Raw genomic sequence first — 19,503 nt, 5'->3', positions numbered from 1 at the left:
GTTCAATCCTGGCGAATACGCTGCTTGAACGTGCGCGCGATGGCTTGCACGCCGGGCCGGTAATCCGACTGCTCGATGGCTGCCAGGGCCAGTACGAGGGCCTTGTCGGCAATCAACTGGTGTTGCTGGGCCATGGCGTTGACCGGCAGCGGCAGGAAGTCCAGCAACTGGGTGTCGCCGAAGGTGCCGAGGCGTAGCGGGCGGTTTTTCAGCGGGAAGTCGTGCAGCGCATCGAACACGCCCTGAAGCAGCACGTAGGATGTGGTCACCAGGGCTTCGGGCAAATGGCCTAGGCGCTGCAGCAACTCTTCCATCAATTGTTTGCCACACTCGCGACTGAAGGACTCGCCTTCTTCGATCAGCACCTCACCGTTGAACCCGACGAGCGCCTCTTTGAAGCCCGCGGAGCGTTCCTGGCTGATGCTCAGCTCCGGGCGGGCACCGATCAGTGCGATCTGTTTGGGCAAGGGATCGAGCAGGCTGCGGGTCAGTTGCAGGCTGGCTTCGCGGTCGTCACTGATCACCGAACAGAAATGCTCGGGTTCCATGACCCGGTCGATGGCGATGATCGGAATGCCCTTGGCCTGCAATTGGCGATAGCTGTCGTCGCCGGCCGGCAGGCAGCTGGCAACGATCAGTGCGTCGCAGCGCCGGGCGCGGAACAGTTGCAGCAATTGCCGTTCGCTGTCCGGTGCATCGTCGGAACTGGCGATCAGCAACTGATAACCCCGGGCTCGCGCACCTTGCTCCAGCAATTTGGCGATTCGCGCGTAACTGGGGTTTTCCAGATCCGGCAGAATGAACCCCAACGTGCGGGTGTGTCGGCTGCGCAAACCGGCAGCCTGTGGGTTAGGCGTGAAGCCATGTTGTTCGACGACCGCGCGCACGCGTTCGACGGTGGCGCTGCTGATGCGCTGTTGTTCGGCCTTGCCATTGATGACATAGCTGGCGGTGGTGACGGACACACCGGCCAACTGGGCGATATCACTGAGTTTCAACCCGCTGTTTCCTTGTTTTTTCGAGATTGCCTCGACATTTTCGTCAATCCTAACCGATTAAGGCAGGCGACCATTGTCGCAACGCATCCGACAAGTTGGACTTCTAGGATGGGCCAATATCGGGTAACGTGCCAATCGATCTAGATTAAACGTTTCAGCAGGCGTATTTTCTACGTTTTAGACGCCTTTGGCCGGTTCTGCCGTGAAACCGCCAAAAGCGATGACCAAGCGCCTAAGCTGACTCATTCAAAACAATACCTGGTGCCCCAAGGCGCCAAAAAGGAGAAAGCATGCTCGAGCTCACTGTAGAGCAGATTTCCATGGGCCAATCGGCTGTGGATAAGTCCGCAGCGCTGCAATTGCTGGCCCGGCATCTGGTCGCCGACGGCCTGGTTGCCGAGGGGTATCTCGCCGGTTTGCAGGCGCGGGAAGCCCAGGGCTCGACCTTTCTCGGTCAAGGTATTGCCATCCCCCACGGTACGCCCGAAACCCGCGACCTGGTGTTCACCACCGGTGTGCGCCTGATGCAGTTCCCTGACGGCGTGGACTGGGGCGATGGTCATATCGTTTACCTGGCGATCGGTATCGCCGCCAAATCCGATGAACACCTGCGCCTTTTGCAATTGCTCACCCGCGCACTCGGCGAGACTGACCTGGGCCAGGCCCTGCGTCGCGCCGGTTCCGCCGAAGCCTTGCTGAAGTTGCTGCAAGGCGCGCCGCAGGAGCTGGCGCTGGATGCGCAGATGATCGGCCTCGGTGTGGCGGCCGAAGATTTCGAAGAGTTGGTCTGGCGCGGCGCACGTCTGTTGCGGCAGGCCGACTGCGTGAGCAACGGTTTCTCCGCCGTGCTGCAGCAGGTTGAAGCGCTGCCCCTGGGCGATGGCCTGTGGTGGCTGCACAGCGAGCAGACGGTGAAGCGCCCGGGCCTGGCCTTCGTCACCCCGGACAGACCGCTGCGCTATCTCGGCCAGCCACTCAATGGACTGTTCTGCCTGGCCAGCCTCGGTGAGGCCCATCAAGCCCTGCTCGAACGCCTGTGCGCGTTGTTGATCGAAGGGCGTGGCCATGAACTGGGGCGCGCCACCAGCAGCCGCAAGGTCCTCGAAGTGCTCGGTGGTGAAGTGCCCGCCGACTGGCCCAGCGCGCGAATTGCGCTGGCCAACGCCCATGGTTTGCATGCGCGGCCGGCGAAAATCCTCGCGCAACTGGCAAAGAGTTTTGACGGTGACATCCGCGTGCGGATCGTCGATGGCCACGACAGCGCGGTGTCGGTAAAGAGCTTGAGCAAGTTGCTCAGCCTCGGCGCCCGTCGGGGGCAGGTCCTGGAAATCATCGCCGAACCGGGCATCGCGGCTGATGCGTTGCCGGCCTTGTTGGCCGCCATCGAAGAAGGCCTCGGTGAAGAAGTCGAACCGCTGCCGCCGGTAAGCCAGGCGCGCGAAGTCGTCGCCGATATGGCCGAAGTGGTGCTCGCCCCGGTGTCAGGCAGTGTGGTCCAGGCGATTGCCGCCGCGCCGGGGATCGCCATCGGCCCGGCGCATATTCAAGTGCTGCAAACCATCGATTACCCGATGCGCGGCGAGTCCGCTGGCATCGAACGTGAGCGCCTCCAGCAAGCCTTGGCGCAGGTACGCCGTGACATCCAGGGCCTGATCGAGCGCAGCAGGAGCAAAGCCATCCGCGAAATCTTCATCACCCACCAGGAGATGCTCGACGACCCGGAACTGACCGATGAGGTCGATACGCGCCTCAAGCAGGGCGAAAGCGCCGAGGCGGCGTGGATGGCCGTGATTGAAGCGGCGGCCCGGCAGCAGGAAGCGTTGCAGGATGCCTTGCTCGCCGAGCGTGCGGCCGACTTGCGCGACATCGGGCGTCGGGTGTTGATGCAGCTCAGCGGCATCGAAACCCCGAGCGAACCGGATCAACCGTACATTCTGGTGATGGACGAGGTCGGCCCGTCCGACGTCGCGCGTCTCGATCCGGCTCGCGTGGCGGGGATTCTCACCGCCCGGGGTGGCGCTACGGCGCACAGTGCGATTGTTGCCCGGGCCCTGGGCATTCCGGCACTGGTCGGCGCCGGCCCCGGCGTGCTGCTGCTGGCGCCGGGCACGCCGTTGCTGCTCGATGGCCAGCGTGGTCGCCTGCATGTGGACGCTGACGCGGCGACCTTGCAACGCGCCACGGCCGAACGCGATACCCGCGAGCAACGCTTGAAGGCGGCTGCGGAGCGGCGCCATCAACCAGCGCTGACCACCGATGGCCACGCTGTCGAAGTGTTCGCCAACATTGGTGAAAGCGCTGGTGTGACCGGCGCGGTCGAGCAGGGCGCCGAAGGCGTTGGCCTGTTGCGCACCGAACTGATTTTCATGGCCCACCCACAGGCGCCCGACGAAGCGACCCAGGAAGCCGAGTACCGCCGCGTCCTCGACGGTCTGGCCGGGCGGCCGTTGGTGGTGCGTACCCTCGATGTCGGTGGCGACAAACCGCTGCCGTACTGGCCGATTGCGAAGGAAGAAAACCCCTTCCTCGGCGTGCGCGGCATTCGCCTGACCTTGCAGCGCCCGCAGATCATGGAAGCGCAACTGCGCGCCTTGCTGCGGGCTGCCGACAACCGGCCGCTGCGGATCATGTTCCCGATGGTGGGCAGCGTCGACGAGTGGCGCCAGGCCCGTGACATGACCGAACGCCTGCGCCAGGAAATCCCGGTCGCCGATCTGCAGCTGGGGATCATGATCGAAGTGCCGTCGGCGGCATTGCTGGCGCCGGTGCTGGCCAAAGAGGTCGACTTTTTCAGCGTCGGTACCAATGACCTGACCCAATACACCCTGGCCATCGACCGTGGCCATCCGACGCTGTCGGCCCAGGCCGATGGCTTGCATCCGGCGGTGCTGCAACTGATCGACATCACCGTGCGCGCGGCCCATGCCCACGGCAAATGGGTCGGTGTGTGCGGTGAGCTGGCGGCCGACCCGCTGGCGGTGCCGGTGCTGGTCGGCCTCGGGGTGGATGAGCTCAGCGTCGGGGCGCGCAGCATTGCCGAAGTCAAGGCGCGGATTCGCGAACTGGGCTTCACTCAGACTCAAACCCTTGCCCGCCAGGCACTGGCCTTGGGCAGCGCCAATGAAGTGCGCGCATTAGTGGAGGCCCTGTAATGGCCCGGATTCTTACCCTGACCCTCAACCCGGCGCTGGACCTGACCGTCGAGTTGCCGCGCCTTGAAGCCGGCCAGGTCAACCGCAGCGATGTGATGCACACCCACGCCGCCGGCAAAGGCGTGAACGTGGCGCAAGTGCTGGCGGACCTCGGGCATCAGCTGACCGTCAGTGGCTTTCTTGGCGAAGACAACCTGCAAGCGTTCGAAACATTGTTCGCCAAACGCGGTTTTGTCGATGCCTTCATCCGTGTTCCGGGCGAGACCCGCAGCAATATCAAACTGGCGGAAAGCGACGGCCGCATCACCGACATCAACGGGCCGGGGCCGCAGGTCAGCGAAGCGGCGCAGCAGGCCTTGATGGATCGACTGGAGCAGATTGCCCCGGGGCACGATGCGGTGGTGGTCGCTGGAAGCTTGCCGTTGGGCGTCAGCGCGCAATGGTTGCAGGCGTTGATCTTGCGCTTGAAGAGCCTGGGCCTGAACGTCGCCCTCGACACCAGCGGCGAGGCGTTGCGTGCAGCGCTCAAAGCGGGGCCGTGGCTGATCAAACCCAACACTGAAGAGCTGGCCGAGGTGCTGGACTGCGAGGTCGTGTCGGTCAGCGCCCAGGCCACAGCGGCGGAGCGATTGCACGCCCAAGGCATCGAGCATGTGGTGATTTCCCATGGTGCCGAGGGTGTGAACTGGTTCAGCGTCGGCTCGGCGCTGCATGCCACGCCACCCAAGGTCAGCGTCGCCAGCACGGTGGGCGCAGGTGATTCGTTGCTGGCGGGGATACTCCACGGTTTGCTCAGTGCCGATACGCCGGAGCAGACCTTGCGCACCGCCACGGCGATTGCCGCGATGGCAGTGACCCAGATCGGTTTCGGCATTGGCGATGCAGCGCAACTTGCGCAGCTTGAACAGGGTGTGCGCGTGCGTCCCCTGACAGAACAATAAGAGGGTTTGTCATGAAGTTAGCCATCGTTACGGCCTGCCCGAATGGCATGGTCACCAGTGTGCTGTGTGCCCGGCTGCTCGATGCCGCGGCCCAGCGTCAGGGCTGGAGCACCAGTGTCGAAGTCACCGATGCCGCGCATCCCGAAAAACAACTGTCGGCGGCCACCCTCGACTCGGCCGAGTGGGTGCTGCTGGTGACCAGCGCGCCGGTGGACATGTCGCGCTTTGTCGGCAAACGGCTATTCCAGAGCACTCCGGCCCAGGCCCTGCAGGACGTGGAAGCCGTGCTGCGGCGTGGAGCGCAGGACGCTCAGGTTTACGCCGCTGAAGAGACCGTTGTCGAACCGGTGGCGGTTGTCCAGAACACGCCGCGACTGGTGGCGGTCACCGCCTGCCCGACGGGCGTAGCTCACACGTTCATGGCTGCCGAAGCCTTGCAGCAAGCGGCCAAGTGCCTGGGCTATGACTTGCAAGTGGAAACCCAGGGCTCGGTCGGCGCGCGCAATCCATTGAGCGCACAAGCGATTGCCGAGGCCGATGTGGTGCTGCTGGCGGCCGATATCGAAGTCGCCACCGAGCGTTTCGCCGGCAAGAAAATCTATCGCTGTGGCACCGGCATTGCCCTCAAGCAAGCCGAAGCGACCTTGAAAAAGGCCTTGGCCGAAGGCCAGCAGGAAAGCGCATCGAGCGCTGCCAAAACAACGGGCAAACAGGAGAAGACGGGCGTCTATAAACACCTGCTGACGGGCGTGTCGTACATGTTGCCGATGGTGGTGGCCGGTGGCTTGATGATCGCTTTGTCGTTCGTGTTCGGCATCACCGCGTTCAAGGAAGAGGGCACGCTGGCGGCGGCGTTGATGCAGATTGGTGGCGACAGCGCGTTCAAGCTGATGGTGCCGCTGCTGGCAGGCTATATCGCCTATTCCATCGCCGACCGTCCGGGCCTCGCGCCGGGGATGATCGGCGGGTTGCTGGCGAGCACCTTGGGTGCCGGTTTCATCGGCGGGATCATTGCCGGTTTTCTTGCCGGTTATACAGCCAGGGCGATCAATAAATATGCGCGTTTGCCGCAGAGCCTTGAGGCGCTGAAGCCGATCCTGATCATTCCGCTGCTGGCGAGTCTGTTCACCGGTCTGGTGATGATCTATGTGGTCGGCAAACCGGTCGCCGGGATGCTTGCCGGGCTTACGCATTTCCTCGACAGCATGGGCACCACCAACGCGATTCTGCTTGGGGTGCTGCTGGGCGGCATGATGTGCGTCGACCTCGGTGGGCCGATCAACAAGGCGGCCTATGCGTTCTCGGTGGGCTTGCTGGCGTCGCAGAGTTACGCGCCGATGGCGGCGACCATGGCCGCAGGTATGGTGCCGCCGATCGGCTTGGGCATCGCCACGTTCATTGCCCGGCGCAAGTTCGCCCAGACTGAGCGCGAAGCCGGTAAAGCGGCGCTGGTGCTGGGGCTCTGCTTCATTTCCGAAGGGGCGATTCCTTTTGCGGCGAAAGATCCGCTGCGGGTGATTCCGGCGAGCATCGCCGGCGGTGCGCTGACCGGTGCGTTGTCGATGTATTTCGGCTGTAAATTGATGGCGCCCCACGGTGGGTTGTTCGTGCTGGCGATCCCGAATGCGATCAACCATGCGCTGCTTTACTTGTTGGCGATTGTGGCGGGGAGCCTGTTGACGGCGGTGGTGTATGCGCTGGTCAAGCGGTCGGAGGCAGTGGAGTTGGCACTGGAGCCGGCCAGGGCCTGACACCATTAACTGTGGGAGCGGGCTTGCTCGCGAAAGCGGAGTGTCAGCAAAGCGTATTTCGGCTGACACGACGCCTTCGTCGGAACGCCGCCCGGAGCAAGCCCGCTCCCACAAGGGATCTGTGGTGTTGGGAAGATTTTTGTCATGCCAGGGTCATAGGTCCATGCTTTAGTTTTCCATTTCAGGGAGAACACCATGAGCGATTTCAACCTCGGGCGCCGTCGTGTCATGCAAGCGGTTGGCGCCGGGCTGTTGTTGCCGGGGCTGGCGCCGGCGGTGATCGCTTCGGTCAAGGATCGGCCGCAACTCACCGACGGCGTGCAGTCCGGCGACCTGCTGGGCGACCGGGCGATCATCTGGAGCCGCTGCGACCGCCCCGCACGGATGGTGGTGGAGTGGGACACCCGCAGCCTGTTTCCCAACCCCCGGCGATTCGTCTCGCCGCTGGCCGATGCGCGCACCGATTTCACTGCCCGGGTCGAACTCACCGGGCTGCCCGCCGAGCAGGCGATTTTCTATCGCGTGCAGTTTGAAGACGCCCAGAGCGGCGTCGCCAGCGAGCCCTGGTTCGGTCACTTGCGCAGCGTGCCGCAGGCCCGCCGTGACATCCGTTTTGTCTGGAGCGGCGACACCGTCGGCCAGGGCTTTGGCATCAACCCGGACATTGGCGGCATGCGCATCTACGAAGCAATGCGCCTGCGTCTGCCAGACTTTTTTATCCACAGCGGCGACACCATTTACGCCGACGGCCCGATCCCGGCACAGCTCACCACAGAAGGCGGCCGGGTGTGGCGCAACATCACTACCGAGGCCAAGAGCAAAGTCGCCGAAACCCTCGATGAGTATCGCGGCAACTATCGCTACAACCTGATGGACGAAAACATCCGTCGCTTCAACGCCGAGGTCCCGCAGATCTGGCAGTGGGACGACCATGAAGTGGTGAACAACTGGTCGCCGGGCAAGCAGCTGGATGCGCGTTACCAGGACAAAGATATCCACAGCCTGGTGGGCCGCGCACGCCAGGCCTGGCTCGAATACGCGCCGATGCGTTTGCAGAGTGGCGATGGCGGCGGGCGGATCTATCGCAAACTCGGTTACGGGCCGCTGCTCGATGTTTTTGTGCTCGACATGCGCAGTTATCGCGGGGCCAACGATGACAATCTGGGCGCTGAAAAACCCTTCCTCGGTCGTGAGCAACTGGACTGGCTCAAGCGCGAAATGCAGGCCTCGAACGCGCAATGGAAAGTCATCGCCGCCGACATGCCTATTGGCCTCGGCGTGCCCGACGGTGAAGTCAGCCCCGGTGTTGCGCGCTGGGAAGCCGTGGCCAACGGTGACCCCGGCCCGGCCCAGGGGCGCGAACTGGAGATCGCCGAATTGCTCGGCTTTCTGCGGGCACAACAGGTGCGCAATTTTCTGTTCCTGACGGCGGATGTGCATTACTGCGCGGCCCATCATTACCACCCGGATCGGGCGGCGTTTCAGGATTTCGAACCGTTCTGGGAATTCGTCGCCGGACCATTGAACGCCGGCAGTTTCGGACCGAACCAGTTGGACAAAACCTTCGGCCCTGAAGTGGTGTTCGAAAAAGCGCCACCTGCGCAGAACGTCTCACCGTTTGCCGGGTTTCAGTTTTTTGGCGAGGTGAATATCGATGGGCAAACGGGGGAGTTGAGCGTGGTGTTGAGGGATCTGGACGGGGTGTCTGTATTCGAGCAGAAGTTGCAGCCGGTTTGACCAGCACACGACCCCCTGTGGGAGCAAGCCCGCTCCCACATTGGGATGTGGTGAATCAGTACACGTCGCGGCGGTAGCGGCCCTGTTCGATCAGGCGCTCCACTTCGGCGGTGCCCAGCACTTCGTTGAGCACCTGGTCCACGCCCGACGCCATGCCTTGAAGGCTGCCGCAGATGTAGATCACCGCACCGTCCGCCAGCCACTTCTTGAGCTCGGCTGCCGATTCACGCAGGCGATCCTGTACGTAAGTCTTTTCGGCCTGGTCGCGGGAAAATGCCAGGTCGAGGCGCGCCAGATCACCATTGATCAGCCACTCCTCCAGCTCCTTTCGGCACAGGTAGTCGTGCTCGCGATGGCGCTCGCCAAACAACAGCCAGTGACGTTGCTGACCGTCGGCAATCCGGGCCTTGAGCAGGCTGCGCAACCCGGCCAGCCCCGTGCCATTGCCCAGCAGGATCATCGGCACCGGTTGGGCCGGCAGATGGAAACCACTGTTGCGCCGAACGCGCAAGCTAACGGAGCTGCCCACCGGCGCGTATTCGGTCAACCAGCCGGAGCCGACGCCGAGGTTGCCGTCGGCATGCACTTCCTGGCGCACGATCAATTCCAGTACGCCATCGGCCGGGATCGACGCAATGGAATACTCGCGCATGGCCAACGGCACGAGGGCTTCTGCCAGCGCTTGGGCGTGCAGCCCGACCAGATGGGCGCGGTTCTCCGGCAACTGGCGGCTGGCCAGGGCCTGTTCGAGGGTTTCTTCCAGGCCGTTGAGTTGCACCTTGGTTTCACCGTGGATCCCCAGGCCGTCGAGGAAATGTTCGATGGCCCAAGGGCAATTGCGCGGCATCACTTCCACCAGGTCGCCCGCCAGCCAGCTGCTGGTGGAAGGAGGCTTGAGGCCCAACAAGTACACCGGCGAACCACTGCTGTCCGGGTTGAGCAGTTCACGACGCAGCAGGGTCCAGTTGTCGTAGCTGGGCGCTTGCCAGGTATCCACGGGGGCCTGTCCGGTCAACAGGCCCAGTTGCTGCTGCCAGTGACGCAAGGCATAAGGGTCACCGCTGTCGACCTCCACCGGGGCGAACAGGGTCTTTGCGCCATGTTCGCCCAGCCAGGCGTGCAGGCGTTTGGCGAAACCGCAGAAGTGTTGATACTGCCGGTCGCCCAACCCAAGGACGGCGTAATTCAGGCGTCCCAGGCTCGGTGTCCGATCCAGTACCTTGCGCTCGAACCCGCGGGCGCTGTCCGGTGCTTCGCCGTCGCCGAAGGTGCTGACCACGAACAAGGCATTGTTCGATTCATGCAAGTCCTGCTCGCTGACATCTGCCAAAGGCTGCACTTTCACGGGCAAGCCAGCGGCCTGCAATTGCCCGGCGGTTTGCCATGCCAACTGTTCGGCAAAACCACTTTGGCTGGCGAAGCCGATCAGCCACGCCGGTGCGTCGCTGGCGGTTTGCACGAGATCTTTGCGCGCATCCTTGATCTGGCGTTTTTTGCGCCGACGATCCAGGTACAGCATCCAGCCGGTGACGAAGAACAGCGGCATGGTCAGCGCGGTGAGAGTCAGGATGATGCGCCCGACGATGCCGAAGTAACTGCCGACGTGCAGCGCATAGATGCTAGTCAGCAGCTGCGCCTTGAGGCTCTTGTCGCTGTAGCGATCAACCCGTTTGACCACGCCGGTGGCCGGGTCAAGGGTGATCTGGTTCAGGGCGCGGTCGTGAGGCGAAGTTTTCAGCAGGAAGTAAACGGTCGCTGGTTGGCCGGCCACTGGTGGCATGCGCACGTTATAGGAACTGAGTTGCGGACCGGCCGCGCTGTAGATGCTGCTCCACATCGCCGCGTAATCGGCCGTCGGTGCCGGACCGCTTGGCGCAGGGCCGCGTCCGCCGCGAACGTGTTCGCTCTGCGGTGAGTCGGAGAGCAACCGGGTCAGGCCCTTGTTGTACCACTCGTAGGACCAGGACAACCCGGTCAGTGCCGCTAGGAGGTAAAACACCAGGCACCAGGTGCCGGCCACCGAGTGCAGGTCCCAGTTGAAGCTGCGGCCCTTTTTCTTCCAGTCCAGGGTCAGCCAGGCACGCCAGCTTCTCCACTGGCGAGGCCAGCGCAGGTACAGGCCGGACAGGCAGAAGAACACCAGAATCAGCGTGCACGCGCCGGTGATCTGCCGACCCGTGTCGCCCATGGCGAGGAAGCGGTGCAATTGCAGCATCAGGCCGAAAAAGTCCTGGCCGGTAGCATCGCCGAGGAACTCGGCCGTGTACGGATTGAAGTAACGCATTTCGCCACGGCGTTCACCCGGCGGCGGGGTGAACCACACTTTGGCGGCGTTGCCGCTGTCGGTTTCCACCGTGAGCATCGAGACTTTTTTGCCCGACACGGCTTCGATTCGCTCCACCAGTTCGGCAGGCGGCAGCACACCGGCGACCTGTTTTTCGACCTGCAATACTGAAGGGTTGAGTGTGCTCAGGATTTCATCCTGAAACGACACCGCCGCCCCGGTGATGCCCATCAGGGCCAGGACCAGCCCGGCGCTGATGCCGAAAATCCAGTGCAACTGGAACAGGGTTTTCTTCAACACGTCGCTCGCCTTGTTCGTTCAAATTGATTCACCACGGCGCGCATTATGCCGTGGGGTTGTCGAGAAGCATTCTTTTTTACACACAAAAGCCCCGTTCATGTGGATGAACGGGGCCCGACCCACTGCCAATATCTGTAGGAGCCAGCTTGCTGGCGATGGTCGTCAACGATAACGCGGTAAACCTGATTCACCGCGTCGTTCTCGAGTCTCCCGCGAGCAATCGAGCGTCGACCGGCTGCTCCTACAGTTAGAAGTGGAAGTTGGTGCTCAGCAATGCGGTACGACCGGCCGCCTGGTTGGCGAAGTGAGTCGAGAACGCCTTGTCGTAGTAGGTTTCGTCGGTCAGGTTCTGCACGTTCAGTTGCAGGTCGACGTTTTTGCTCAGCTTGTAGGCTGCCATTGCGTCGTAACGAACGTAGGAATCAACCATGGTGGTGTTGGCAGCACTGCCGAACACGTCATCGACATAGAACGCACCGCCACCGATGGTCAGCCTTGGCGTGACCTGATAGGTCGTCCACAGGCTGGCACTGTTTTTCGGTGTGTTAGGCAGTTCGTTGCCGTTGTTGGCTTTGTTTGCCGGCAGGTCACCACCATCGATTTGCTCGCTGTCCATGTAGGCGTAGCCGGCGAAGACTTGCCATTTGTCGGTGAGCTTGCCGCTGGCCGACAGTTCGATACCTTGAACGCGGGTTTTGCCGACGTTTTCGAAGGTGGTGGTGTTGGTCTGCACACGAGCATTGTCTTTCTCGGTGCGGAAGATATCGGCGGTCAACGACAGGCGATCGTTCAGCAGATCCCACTTGGTGCCGATTTCGTAGTTCTTGGTGGTTTCCGGCTCCATGTCGCTGCTCAGCAGGTTGCCGTTGCGATCCGTAGTGCCATTCTGCGGGTTGGTTTCTACGCCTTCACCGAGGGTGTTGCCCGGTGGGGTGGCGGATGTTGCGTAGGAGGCATAGATGCTGCCGTTTTCCGCTGGCTTGTAGACCACGCCGAACTGGCCAGTGACGAATTCGCTGGTGTCCTTGCCTTTGGCGGCGGTGCCTTTGGTCACGACCGTGGCGCCGGAACCGTCAAAGGTGCGGTAATTGGTGTCGAAGTGGTCGTAACGCAGGCCCATGTTCACCAGCCACTGCTCGGACAATGTCAGGGTGTCGAACACATACAGCGCATAGGTGTTGGCCTTGGTGTCGGTGCCAGCGTAGTTGCGCGAGATGGCGCCGTTCCACGGATCATTCTGGTTCGGGTTGGACAGCGAGGTGCAGTTGTAACCGCTTGGCGCGCCGATCAGGGCCGGCGAGCAGTTGGTGGTCGCTGCTGCCGTTCCCGGGGTGGTGTCCGTGTTGACGTTGTACGAGGATTTTTCACTTTCCTCGTGGGTGTATTCGACACCGGTGGAGAAGCTGTTCTTGAACCCGGCGATGTAGACATCACCAAACAGGTCGGTCTGGTTGGTGGTGGTCTCAGTGTTGCTCACGCGGGTGTTCGCCCGACGCCAGACGCTGCCGTTGTTGACGTTGCCTTTACTGTCGTCAGGCTGGGTCAGGATGTAATCCTGCATGCTGGTGCCGTGACGCAGGGTGTTCTTGATGGTCAGCGAGTCGCTCAGGTCGTGCTCGATGGCGAAGGTCGCCGTGTCGGTGCGGGTCTTGCGGAAGTCGCGGTCGGTCAGGCCATAGAAATTGCTGCTGTCGCCGCCGTCATTCGGCTTGTCCGGGTTGGCCTTGGTACGCGCCGCCGAGCCTCCGGTCGGGATGCTGTACGGAATACCCGAGTCCGGCAGGTCGTTGCTTTCGAGATGGTAGTAGTCGAGGTTGACGCGGGTGTCGGTGCCCAGGCCGAAGGCCAGGGACGGTGCAACACCCCAACGATCGTAGTTGACGCTGTCACGTCCGGCGACGTTGCTCTCGTGGCTCAGCAGGTTCAGACGGCCGGCGGCGGTGTCGGTGAACTGGTAGTTGCCGTCGAAGGTGTAGCGCTGGGTCTGGTCGGAGCCCCAGGTGAAACCACCGTCGAGCGAATCGCCCAGGTGAGCTTTCTTGCTGACCAGGTTGATGCTGCCGCCGGCAGCGCCACGACCGCCGATGGCGGAGTTCGGGCCTTTGCTGACTTCGATCGATTCAACGGCGAAGATCTCGCGGCTCTGGGAACCGGTATCGCGCACTCCGTCCAGGTAGGTGTCGCCCTGGGCGTCGAAGCCGCGGATGAACGGACGGTCGCCCTGGGGGTTGCCACCTTCACCGGCACCGAAGGTGATGCCTGGAACAGTGCGCAGCGCGTCCTGCAAGTTGAGCGAGCCGGTGTCTTTCAGGACCTGTTGCGGAACAACGGTCACCGAGCGCGGCGTGTCGATCAGCGGGGCGGTGTACTTGGGCGAGGAGGCTTTCTCGACGTTGTAGGTTGTCTCGTCCTGGGCTTCGCCGGTGATGGCGGTGGCGCCCAGCGAAATCACATTGTCCGGTGCTTTTTTGTCGGTTTTTTCCGCCGCGAAAACCATGTGGCCCGCAGACCCGGCAGTAATCGCCATGCCGATGGCGGATGCGAGCAGACGTGGTGAACTGACCGGTACTTGTGGTTGTTGACGCGACATTTGAATTCCCCTCCCCAAGGATTTGAGGCCGCGGAATATAGGGTAAATAGGTATTCGTAACAATTGCGAAATATTACTATTCGCACTGAATTTACAATCTTTACAATTTAACCTTACGGTTTCTGCTGACTCATTCGTCAGATGTGTTTTACATAGGCAATAAGAATCAATACCATTGGCTCCCCTTTGTTTTCAGGTGCCTTTGTCATGCTGCTGCACATTCCCGGTCTGTTTGAAAAAGACGAGGTGCAGCGCATTCGCGAGGCTCTGGAACAAGCCGATTGGGCTGATGGCAAGATCACCGCCGGCTACCAGTCGGCGAAGGCCAAGCACAATTTGCAGCTACCTGAAGGGCATCCGCTGGCCAAGGAGATCGGTGCGGCGATGCTGGAACGACTGTGGAAGAATCCGCTGTTCATGTCGGCAGCGTTACCGCACAAAGTCTTTCCTCCGTTGCTGAACTGTTACACCGCCGGTGGCAGTTTCGACTTCCATATCGACAATGCAGTGCGTCAGCCCAAAGGCGGCATCGAGCGGGTACGTACGGATTTGTCTGCCACTCTGTTCTTCAGCGAGCCCGAGGATTACGACGGCGGCGAGCTGGAAATCCAGGACACCTTCGGCACCCAACGGGTGAAGCTGCCAGCCGGCGACATGGTGCTGTACCCCGGCACCAGCCTGCACAAGGTCAACGCGGTGACGCGCGGAACACGACTCGCCTCGTTTTTCTGGACGCAAAGCCTGGTGCGCGAGGACAGCCAGCGTGCCCTGTTGTTCGAGATGGACGGGGCTATTCAGCAACTGACCCGCGATGTGCCCGATCATCCATCGCTGATCCGTCTCACTGGCACGTATCACAACCTTCTGCGTCGCTGGGTCGAGGTGTAAGTGGCGGATTTTCGTTTACGCCGCGAGGAAATGCTCGACAGTGAGCGCCTGCGCTCCATGCTCGACGAAAGCCCGGCCCGCGCTGCCCAGGCCATCCTGATTGCCGCACGTGAAGGTGAGGTAGAGGCCCAGGCCTTGCTCGGGCAGATTCTGCTCGACGGGCAGGGCATCGCGCAGGACCAACCGCTGGCGCTGAGCTGGTTCGGCATCGCCGCGCGCCAGGGGCACCTGATGGCGCGCAACATGCTCGGTCGTTGCCATGAACATGGTTGGGGTTGTGTTGCTGATGCCTTGATTGCGGCGCGGCATTATCGGATCGCAGCTGAAGGAGGGCTGGATTGGGCGATGTACAACTTCGCCAATCTGCTGGCCACCGGGCGCGGTGTAGCCGAGGATCAGGCGCTGGCGCTTAGCTGGTATCGGCGTGCGGCGGACCTTGGCCATGCGAAGTCGATGAACCTGTTGGGGCGCTATCTGGAGGAAGGCCGATTTTGCCAGGCCGACCCGGATGCCGCTTTCGGGTGGTATCGACGTTCTGCCGAGGGTGGAGATTTCCGCGGGCAATTCAGCTATGCGGCTGTTCTGGCGCAGGACGGGAAAATCGAAGAGGCCTTGGTGTGGTTGCACAAGGCATTGGCGGCAGGGAACCTGAACTTCCTGCGCGTCAGCGGCGAGGCACTGTTACAGGCTCCTCACCCTGATCTGCAGGCGTTGGCGCCGCGCTTTCAACAGCGCGCCGTGCAATTGCAAAATCGGGCGCTGGTATGAGCATGTGGGTATGACAGTCATTGAGGCAAGCGAAAAGGCACCGCTCAGGCTTTTCGCTCGCATTAATCGAAGTTGCTGCAATCAACCGGATCGAAACCGGTTTAGCTCTTCCATTGTCCGCGCAGAGACTTCAAATGCTTCCTGAAAATATCTGAATGTTCGATGAAGCGTTTAACAACCGACTCGAGATCGTCGTTCCCGTCATGTTCGGTAAGTTCCAGGAATTTATTAATGGCGTCTGCGAGAACACTCAATTCTTGCGTATAGGATTCTCTGGGTGTTTGTACGGATTGGAATTCCTCCACCTGATTTTTTTGATCTTGTAGGATTTTTATATCTTGATTGATGCGAGCCAGATTGCGGCGACGGTCGTCCAGTTGTTTTTGAATCTGGCTTCTGGCCTGGATCAGGTTGTCATATTTTATTCTGTCACTGATTAAGTTGAGGATCTTGCCAGCGGCAGTAATGCCTGCCTTGACAAGTTCGACTTGAGGGGCGGACAGGTTGAGGGTGGCGAGCCTTTCAGCAGTTAGAAAAAACTCCTTGATGAGTGAGAAGGTGTCTGTCGCCTCAATGAGTTTTATCGCCTCGTTCAGTTCTGATTCGTCTTTGACCAGTCGTGCTATTGCGCGTTCTTCTTCTGGAATATACGGAGTGGCGTCGCTGATTGAAGTTTCCAGCTCCTTGATTCGATACTGGTTGTCGCTGAGTGTCACTGCTTTCAGATTTGTCAGGTTGTTGTCCAATGCAATAAAAAGCTTTAATGTTTCGGATGTCCCGCCTTCAATTAAAGTTTTAATTTCTTTGTAAAAGCTGTCTATCGCCTCCTGCTGTTCCGGTGTGGGTGTTTCTAGTTTCAATTTTTCAATGGTGGTATGAAAGCGTTGAATTTCTTCAATGGGTAATGCCGTGGGGATCAGGGTCAGGCTGCTGAGTGCCTGCTTGTCGGTTGAATTTAATTCCTCTTGGAGCGAGTCTAATTGTTCCCTGAGTACGGGTAGATAAATGGTGCTCAGTGTACGGATTTTATAATTGAGTGCTTCTCTGCTCTCCTTGATTTTTTTCATATCGGGCGCGGGATATTGAAATGAGGTGTCTAGTGTATGTACGGTCATGATTATCCTGTCTTTAAAAAGGAAGATTAATGGTATGGGGGTAAGTTTGAACTTGCGGAGTTCAGGCGTTGCGGGTGGCTTTGTTAAAGGCTGTCAATAAATCGCCCGCCTGTTTTTTTATCGCCGACCAGTTATCCATCATGGTGGTTAGCCTGGTAACAAAAGACACTAGGTACATGGCGTTGGTGACGCCATCGAGTTTTTTGCAGGACGAGTCGACATAAGCCTGTATCAGCTCCCAGAGGCTTTCGAGGTTCGATGAACTGCCAGCAGCATCTTCAATCCTGATTTGCAGGTCCTGGAGGCTGGTTTCGAATGCCCGCAGCGATGCGAGGATCTTATTGGAGGTTGCAATTTTTGTTTCGATTTCACGTCCTTCAGTTGTTAGCAGATCCAGTTCATTTCGAGCCTTTTTGGCCTTGGCTCCATAGATTGTAGAGGTAACGAGAAAGCCGACTGCGCCACCAAAGAGTCCCCACCATTTGCTCTCGGAGTATTCTTCGATTTCCGCCAGTTTTTCGTTGATACGCTGGTTGAGGATGTCGAGCCGGTCATTGAGCAGTTTTATTTCTTCGTTGAAGTTATTGCTGTTGCAAAGGGCTATTTTTAAACCCAACGCCGGCTTCAGCGAATTGCTGATTTCACGTTTGAATTCGGTGATCTGAGCTTTGGTGATCTGTGTGCTGGCGCTGTGTTCGGTGATGACGGTTTTGAGCTCGTCAACTAACTCCAATAATGCCGGGATTTTTTGCTTCTCATCTCCGGTTAATTGAATTTCCGGCAGATTGTCGATCTCCTCTGGGCTCAGGCTGCCGATTTTTCCGACTCCACTGATGTAGCTGGGTAGTGTCTTCAGGTAGTTGGTGATGGATTGACCGCTTGAAGTGAAATTGTCGGCAAATACATGAAGGTCCGAACCAACTCTCTTCATGTTTGATTCTAATGGCGACCAGGTTTCAGCATGATTTCTCATGGATTTATACAAATTTTGCATATCGGCAGATTTAAGCCCGGCGATATTCAGTTGGTCGTACTTGTGTATCTGTTCTATTTCATCAATTTCGATAGGTAGTGCCAGTCCGGCATTGACGTAGCGTTTGATTTTTCTGACGTCATCGTGTGTAACCAATAATCCTCGTTCACGCTCGACACCTTCGAGGGTGCCGGAAACGGCCCCCATGAAATCCGATGTCAGTGAGTTAAGTTCTTCGGCGGTAATGATCTGTTCCTGAGTGGCTAACATGAAAATCCCTTTTATGTTTTTACGTAATGGAGATGATTGTTGTCGCCACTGAAAAAGTAATGGTGGTTGTGGTTAAAGTTAAGTCTGGAAGGTTTTCAATGTGTGTCGGGCAGGGAATTAAACTTTGCAGTTTTGCTGTTTCTATTAGATAAGATGAAGCTTTCTTATATTGAAACTTAATGTGTTTTAAAGTTGCTTTGAAGTCGTTTTAAAGAGGAAATGGTAGAAATAAAAAAGGCCTGTGATTGCTCACAGGCCTTTCTTGTACAGCGGGCAGGATTTAAACGTAGAACGATTTCAGCGGCGGGAAGCCATTGAACTCAACCGCGCTGTAACTGGTGGTGTACGCACCGGTCGACAGCCAGTACAGGCGATCACCGATGGCCAGGTTCAGCGGCAGGCCGTACTTGTAGTTTTCGTACATGATGTCGGCGCTGTCGCATGTTGGGCCGGCGATGACCACTTCTTCCATTTCGCCTTTCTTCTCGGTCCAGATCGGGAACTTGATGGCTTCGTCCATGGTTTCGATCAGGCCGGAGAACTTGCCCACATCCGTGTACACCCAACGCTCTACCGCGGTACGGGATTTACGCGCGACCAGCACCACTTCGCTGACCAGGATGCCGGCGTTGGCTATCAACGAGCGCCCTGGTTCCAGGATGATTTCCGGCAGGTCATCACCGAAGTCTTCCTTCAGGAAGCGGATGATTTCCTCGGCGTAGGTTTCCAGGCTGTTGGTGCGGGTGATGTAGTTGGCCGGGAAGCCGCCGCCCATGTTGATCAGCTTCAGGTGAATGCCGTCTTCTTCTTTCAAACGCTCGAAGATCACTTTGACCTTGGCGATCGCCGCGTCCCAGACGCTGATGTCGCGCTGCTGCGAGCCGACGTGGAATGAGATGCCGTAAGGCACCAGGCCCAGGTCGCGAGCGAGGATCAACAGGTCCATGGCCATGTCGGTCTGGCAGCCGAACTTGCGCGACAGTGGCCAGTCGGCGGTGGTCGAGCCTTCGGTCAGGATACGTACGTAGACTTTCGAACCCGGTGCGGCCTTGGCGATGTTGCGCAGGTCGGCTTCGGAGTCGGTGGCAAACAGGCGCACGCCCTTCTCGTAGAAGTAGCGGATGTCCTTGGATTTCTTGATGGTATTGCCGTAGCTGATCTGGTCGGCGCTGACGCCGCGATCCATCACTTTGTCCAGTTCGTAGATCGAGGCGATGTCGAAGCTCGAGCCTTTCTCCTTGAGCAGGTCGATGATCTCGACAGCCGGGTTGGCCTTGACCGCGTAGTAGACCTTGGCGAATTCGAAACCGGCGCGCAGGTCGTCATAGGCCTGGCTGATCATCGCGGTATCGATCACCACGAACGGGGTTTCTTGCTTGTCGGCGAACGCCTTCATTTTTTGAAAGGTTTCGCGCGCGAAATAGTCTTCGACCTGGATCGACATACCTGGGAGCTCCTACTGGCAAACGTTAGTAATCAATGGGTGCGAGGGTGTGTCATCAATGAATTCGCGAGTACGTTGCGCCTGAGCGCGTGCCAGACAAGGCGCAGGCCGCCGCTAATGGCCACTCCATTCGCAAGGCCTGCAACGCAGCATGGCGCGCGCTCAGGCACAACCCGAAGGGCCGGGCCTGCTTTTGCGCAGGGCTGCGTTACTCGTACCTTATTTGGAACAACCAAACTTCGGTCCTCGCGCCTTGCCCTGCGCAAAAGCAGGCTCCGGCGTACTCGTGAAT

Annotated in this window: 12 protein-coding genes; 6 read left to right on the top strand and 6 right to left on the bottom strand. The window is 59.5% G+C overall.

The window, feature by feature from the left end:
* Positions 1-2: 2 nt before the first annotated feature.
* Positions 3-998 (bottom strand): catabolite repressor/activator, encoded by a 996-nt coding sequence (gene cra / locus KGA85_RS23355; protein ID WP_223454156.1) that lies wholly within the window; start codon positions 996-998, stop codon positions 3-5.
* Positions 999-1,288: 290 nt separating this feature from the next.
* Between cra and ptsP the strand changes: the two genes are divergently transcribed.
* The 4 genes from ptsP to KGA85_RS23335 all read left to right on the top strand — a co-directional run bounded on the left by ptsP (position 1,289) and on the right by KGA85_RS23335 (position 8,579).
* Positions 1,289-4,150 (top strand): phosphoenolpyruvate--protein phosphotransferase, encoded by a 2,862-nt coding sequence (gene ptsP, locus KGA85_RS23350; RefSeq protein WP_223454154.1) that lies wholly within the window; start codon positions 1,289-1,291, stop codon positions 4,148-4,150.
* The gene (gene pfkB / locus KGA85_RS23345) at positions 4,150-5,091 is read left to right on the top strand and encodes a 1-phosphofructokinase (RefSeq protein WP_223454152.1); all 942 of its coding nucleotides are present in this window, start codon (positions 4,150-4,152) and stop codon (positions 5,089-5,091) included. Before ptsP ends, pfkB begins: the two co-directional genes overlap by 1 nt.
* Before the next feature lie 11 nt (positions 5,092-5,102).
* A complete protein-coding gene (locus KGA85_RS23340) occupies positions 5,103-6,842 on the top strand; it encodes a PTS fructose-like transporter subunit IIB (protein WP_223543394.1) in 1,740 nt (579 codons plus the stop codon).
* A 195-nt stretch (positions 6,843-7,037) separates the two neighbouring features.
* Positions 7,038-8,579, top strand: coding sequence for an alkaline phosphatase D family protein (locus KGA85_RS23335; protein ID WP_223454147.1), 1,542 nt, complete (start codon positions 7,038-7,040; stop codon positions 8,577-8,579).
* Between the two features lie 55 nt (positions 8,580-8,634).
* Here the strand turns inward: KGA85_RS23335 and KGA85_RS23330 are convergent, their stop codons facing one another.
* Both KGA85_RS23330 and KGA85_RS23325 read right to left on the bottom strand, forming a co-directional pair.
* Positions 8,635-11,163: a PepSY domain-containing protein gene (locus tag KGA85_RS23330; protein ID WP_223533529.1), complete on the bottom strand. Its 2,529-nt coding sequence runs from the start codon at positions 11,161-11,163 to the stop codon at positions 8,635-8,637.
* A 247-nt stretch (positions 11,164-11,410) separates the two neighbouring features.
* Complete coding sequence (locus KGA85_RS23325) at positions 11,411-13,753, bottom strand: TonB-dependent receptor (RefSeq protein WP_223454143.1); 2,343 nt, start codon at positions 13,751-13,753, stop codon at positions 11,411-11,413.
* Between the two features lie 207 nt (positions 13,754-13,960).
* Here KGA85_RS23325 and KGA85_RS23320 point away from each other — a divergent pair, with 207 nt between their 5' ends.
* Together KGA85_RS23320 and KGA85_RS23315 are read left to right on the top strand one after the other, a co-directional pair.
* Entirely contained in the window at positions 13,961-14,641 is a 681-nt protein-coding gene (locus KGA85_RS23320) for a Fe2+-dependent dioxygenase (protein WP_223448123.1), read from the top strand.
* The gene (locus KGA85_RS23315) at positions 14,642-15,409 is read left to right on the top strand and encodes a tetratricopeptide repeat protein (RefSeq protein ID WP_223454141.1); all 768 of its coding nucleotides are present in this window, start codon (positions 14,642-14,644) and stop codon (positions 15,407-15,409) included.
* A 101-nt stretch (positions 15,410-15,510) separates the two neighbouring features.
* Here the strand turns inward: KGA85_RS23315 and KGA85_RS23310 are convergent, their stop codons facing one another.
* The 3 genes from KGA85_RS23310 to KGA85_RS23300 form a co-directional block, all read right to left on the bottom strand.
* Complete coding sequence (locus tag KGA85_RS23310; RefSeq protein ID WP_223454139.1) at positions 15,511-16,524, bottom strand: alpha-xenorhabdolysin family binary toxin subunit B; 1,014 nt, start codon at positions 16,522-16,524, stop codon at positions 15,511-15,513.
* A gap of 61 nt (positions 16,525-16,585) precedes the next feature.
* A complete protein-coding gene (locus KGA85_RS23305) occupies positions 16,586-17,767 on the bottom strand; it encodes an alpha-xenorhabdolysin family binary toxin subunit A (RefSeq protein WP_223454137.1) in 1,182 nt (393 codons plus the stop codon).
* A gap of 280 nt (positions 17,768-18,047) precedes the next feature.
* Positions 18,048-19,211 carry a type III PLP-dependent enzyme gene (locus KGA85_RS23300; protein ID WP_223454135.1) on the bottom strand — a complete coding sequence of 388 codons (1,164 nt, stop codon included), beginning with the start codon at positions 19,209-19,211 and terminating at the stop codon, positions 18,048-18,050.
* Between the last annotated feature and the right edge of the window lie 292 nt (positions 19,212-19,503).

It is taken from the genome of Pseudomonas sp. GL-B-12 (assembly GCF_019955895.1).
Lineage (GTDB): Bacteria > Pseudomonadota > Gammaproteobacteria > Pseudomonadales > Pseudomonadaceae > Aquipseudomonas.
Note: the sequence above shows the minus strand (reverse complement) of the source record. Positions and strands in the feature narration are given on the sequence as shown.

Excerpts from the sequence above, each read along its gene's own strand:
- KGA85_RS23335 (WP_223454147.1), top strand. The coding sequence starts at position 7,038 with ATGAGCGATTTCAACCTCGGGCGCCGTCGTGTCATGCAAGCGGTTGGC.
- ptsP (WP_223454154.1), top strand. The coding sequence starts at position 1,289 with ATGCTCGAGCTCACTGTAGAGCAGATTTCCATGGGCCAATCGGCTGTG.
- KGA85_RS23300 (WP_223454135.1), bottom strand. The coding sequence starts at position 19,211 with ATGTCGATCCAGGTCGAAGACTATTTCGCGCGCGAAACCTTTCAAAAA.
- KGA85_RS23310 (WP_223454139.1), bottom strand. The coding sequence starts at position 16,524 with ATGACCGTACATACACTAGACACCTCATTTCAATATCCCGCGCCCGAT.
- KGA85_RS23305 (WP_223454137.1), bottom strand. The coding sequence starts at position 17,767 with ATGTTAGCCACTCAGGAACAGATCATTACCGCCGAAGAACTTAACTCA.
- KGA85_RS23320 (WP_223448123.1), top strand. The coding sequence starts at position 13,961 with ATGCTGCTGCACATTCCCGGTCTGTTTGAAAAAGACGAGGTGCAGCGC.
- KGA85_RS23340 (WP_223543394.1), top strand. The coding sequence starts at position 5,103 with ATGAAGTTAGCCATCGTTACGGCCTGCCCGAATGGCATGGTCACCAGT.
- pfkB (WP_223454152.1), top strand. The coding sequence starts at position 4,150 with ATGGCCCGGATTCTTACCCTGACCCTCAACCCGGCGCTGGACCTGACC.
- KGA85_RS23325 (WP_223454143.1), bottom strand. The coding sequence starts at position 13,753 with ATGTCGCGTCAACAACCACAAGTACCGGTCAGTTCACCACGTCTGCTC.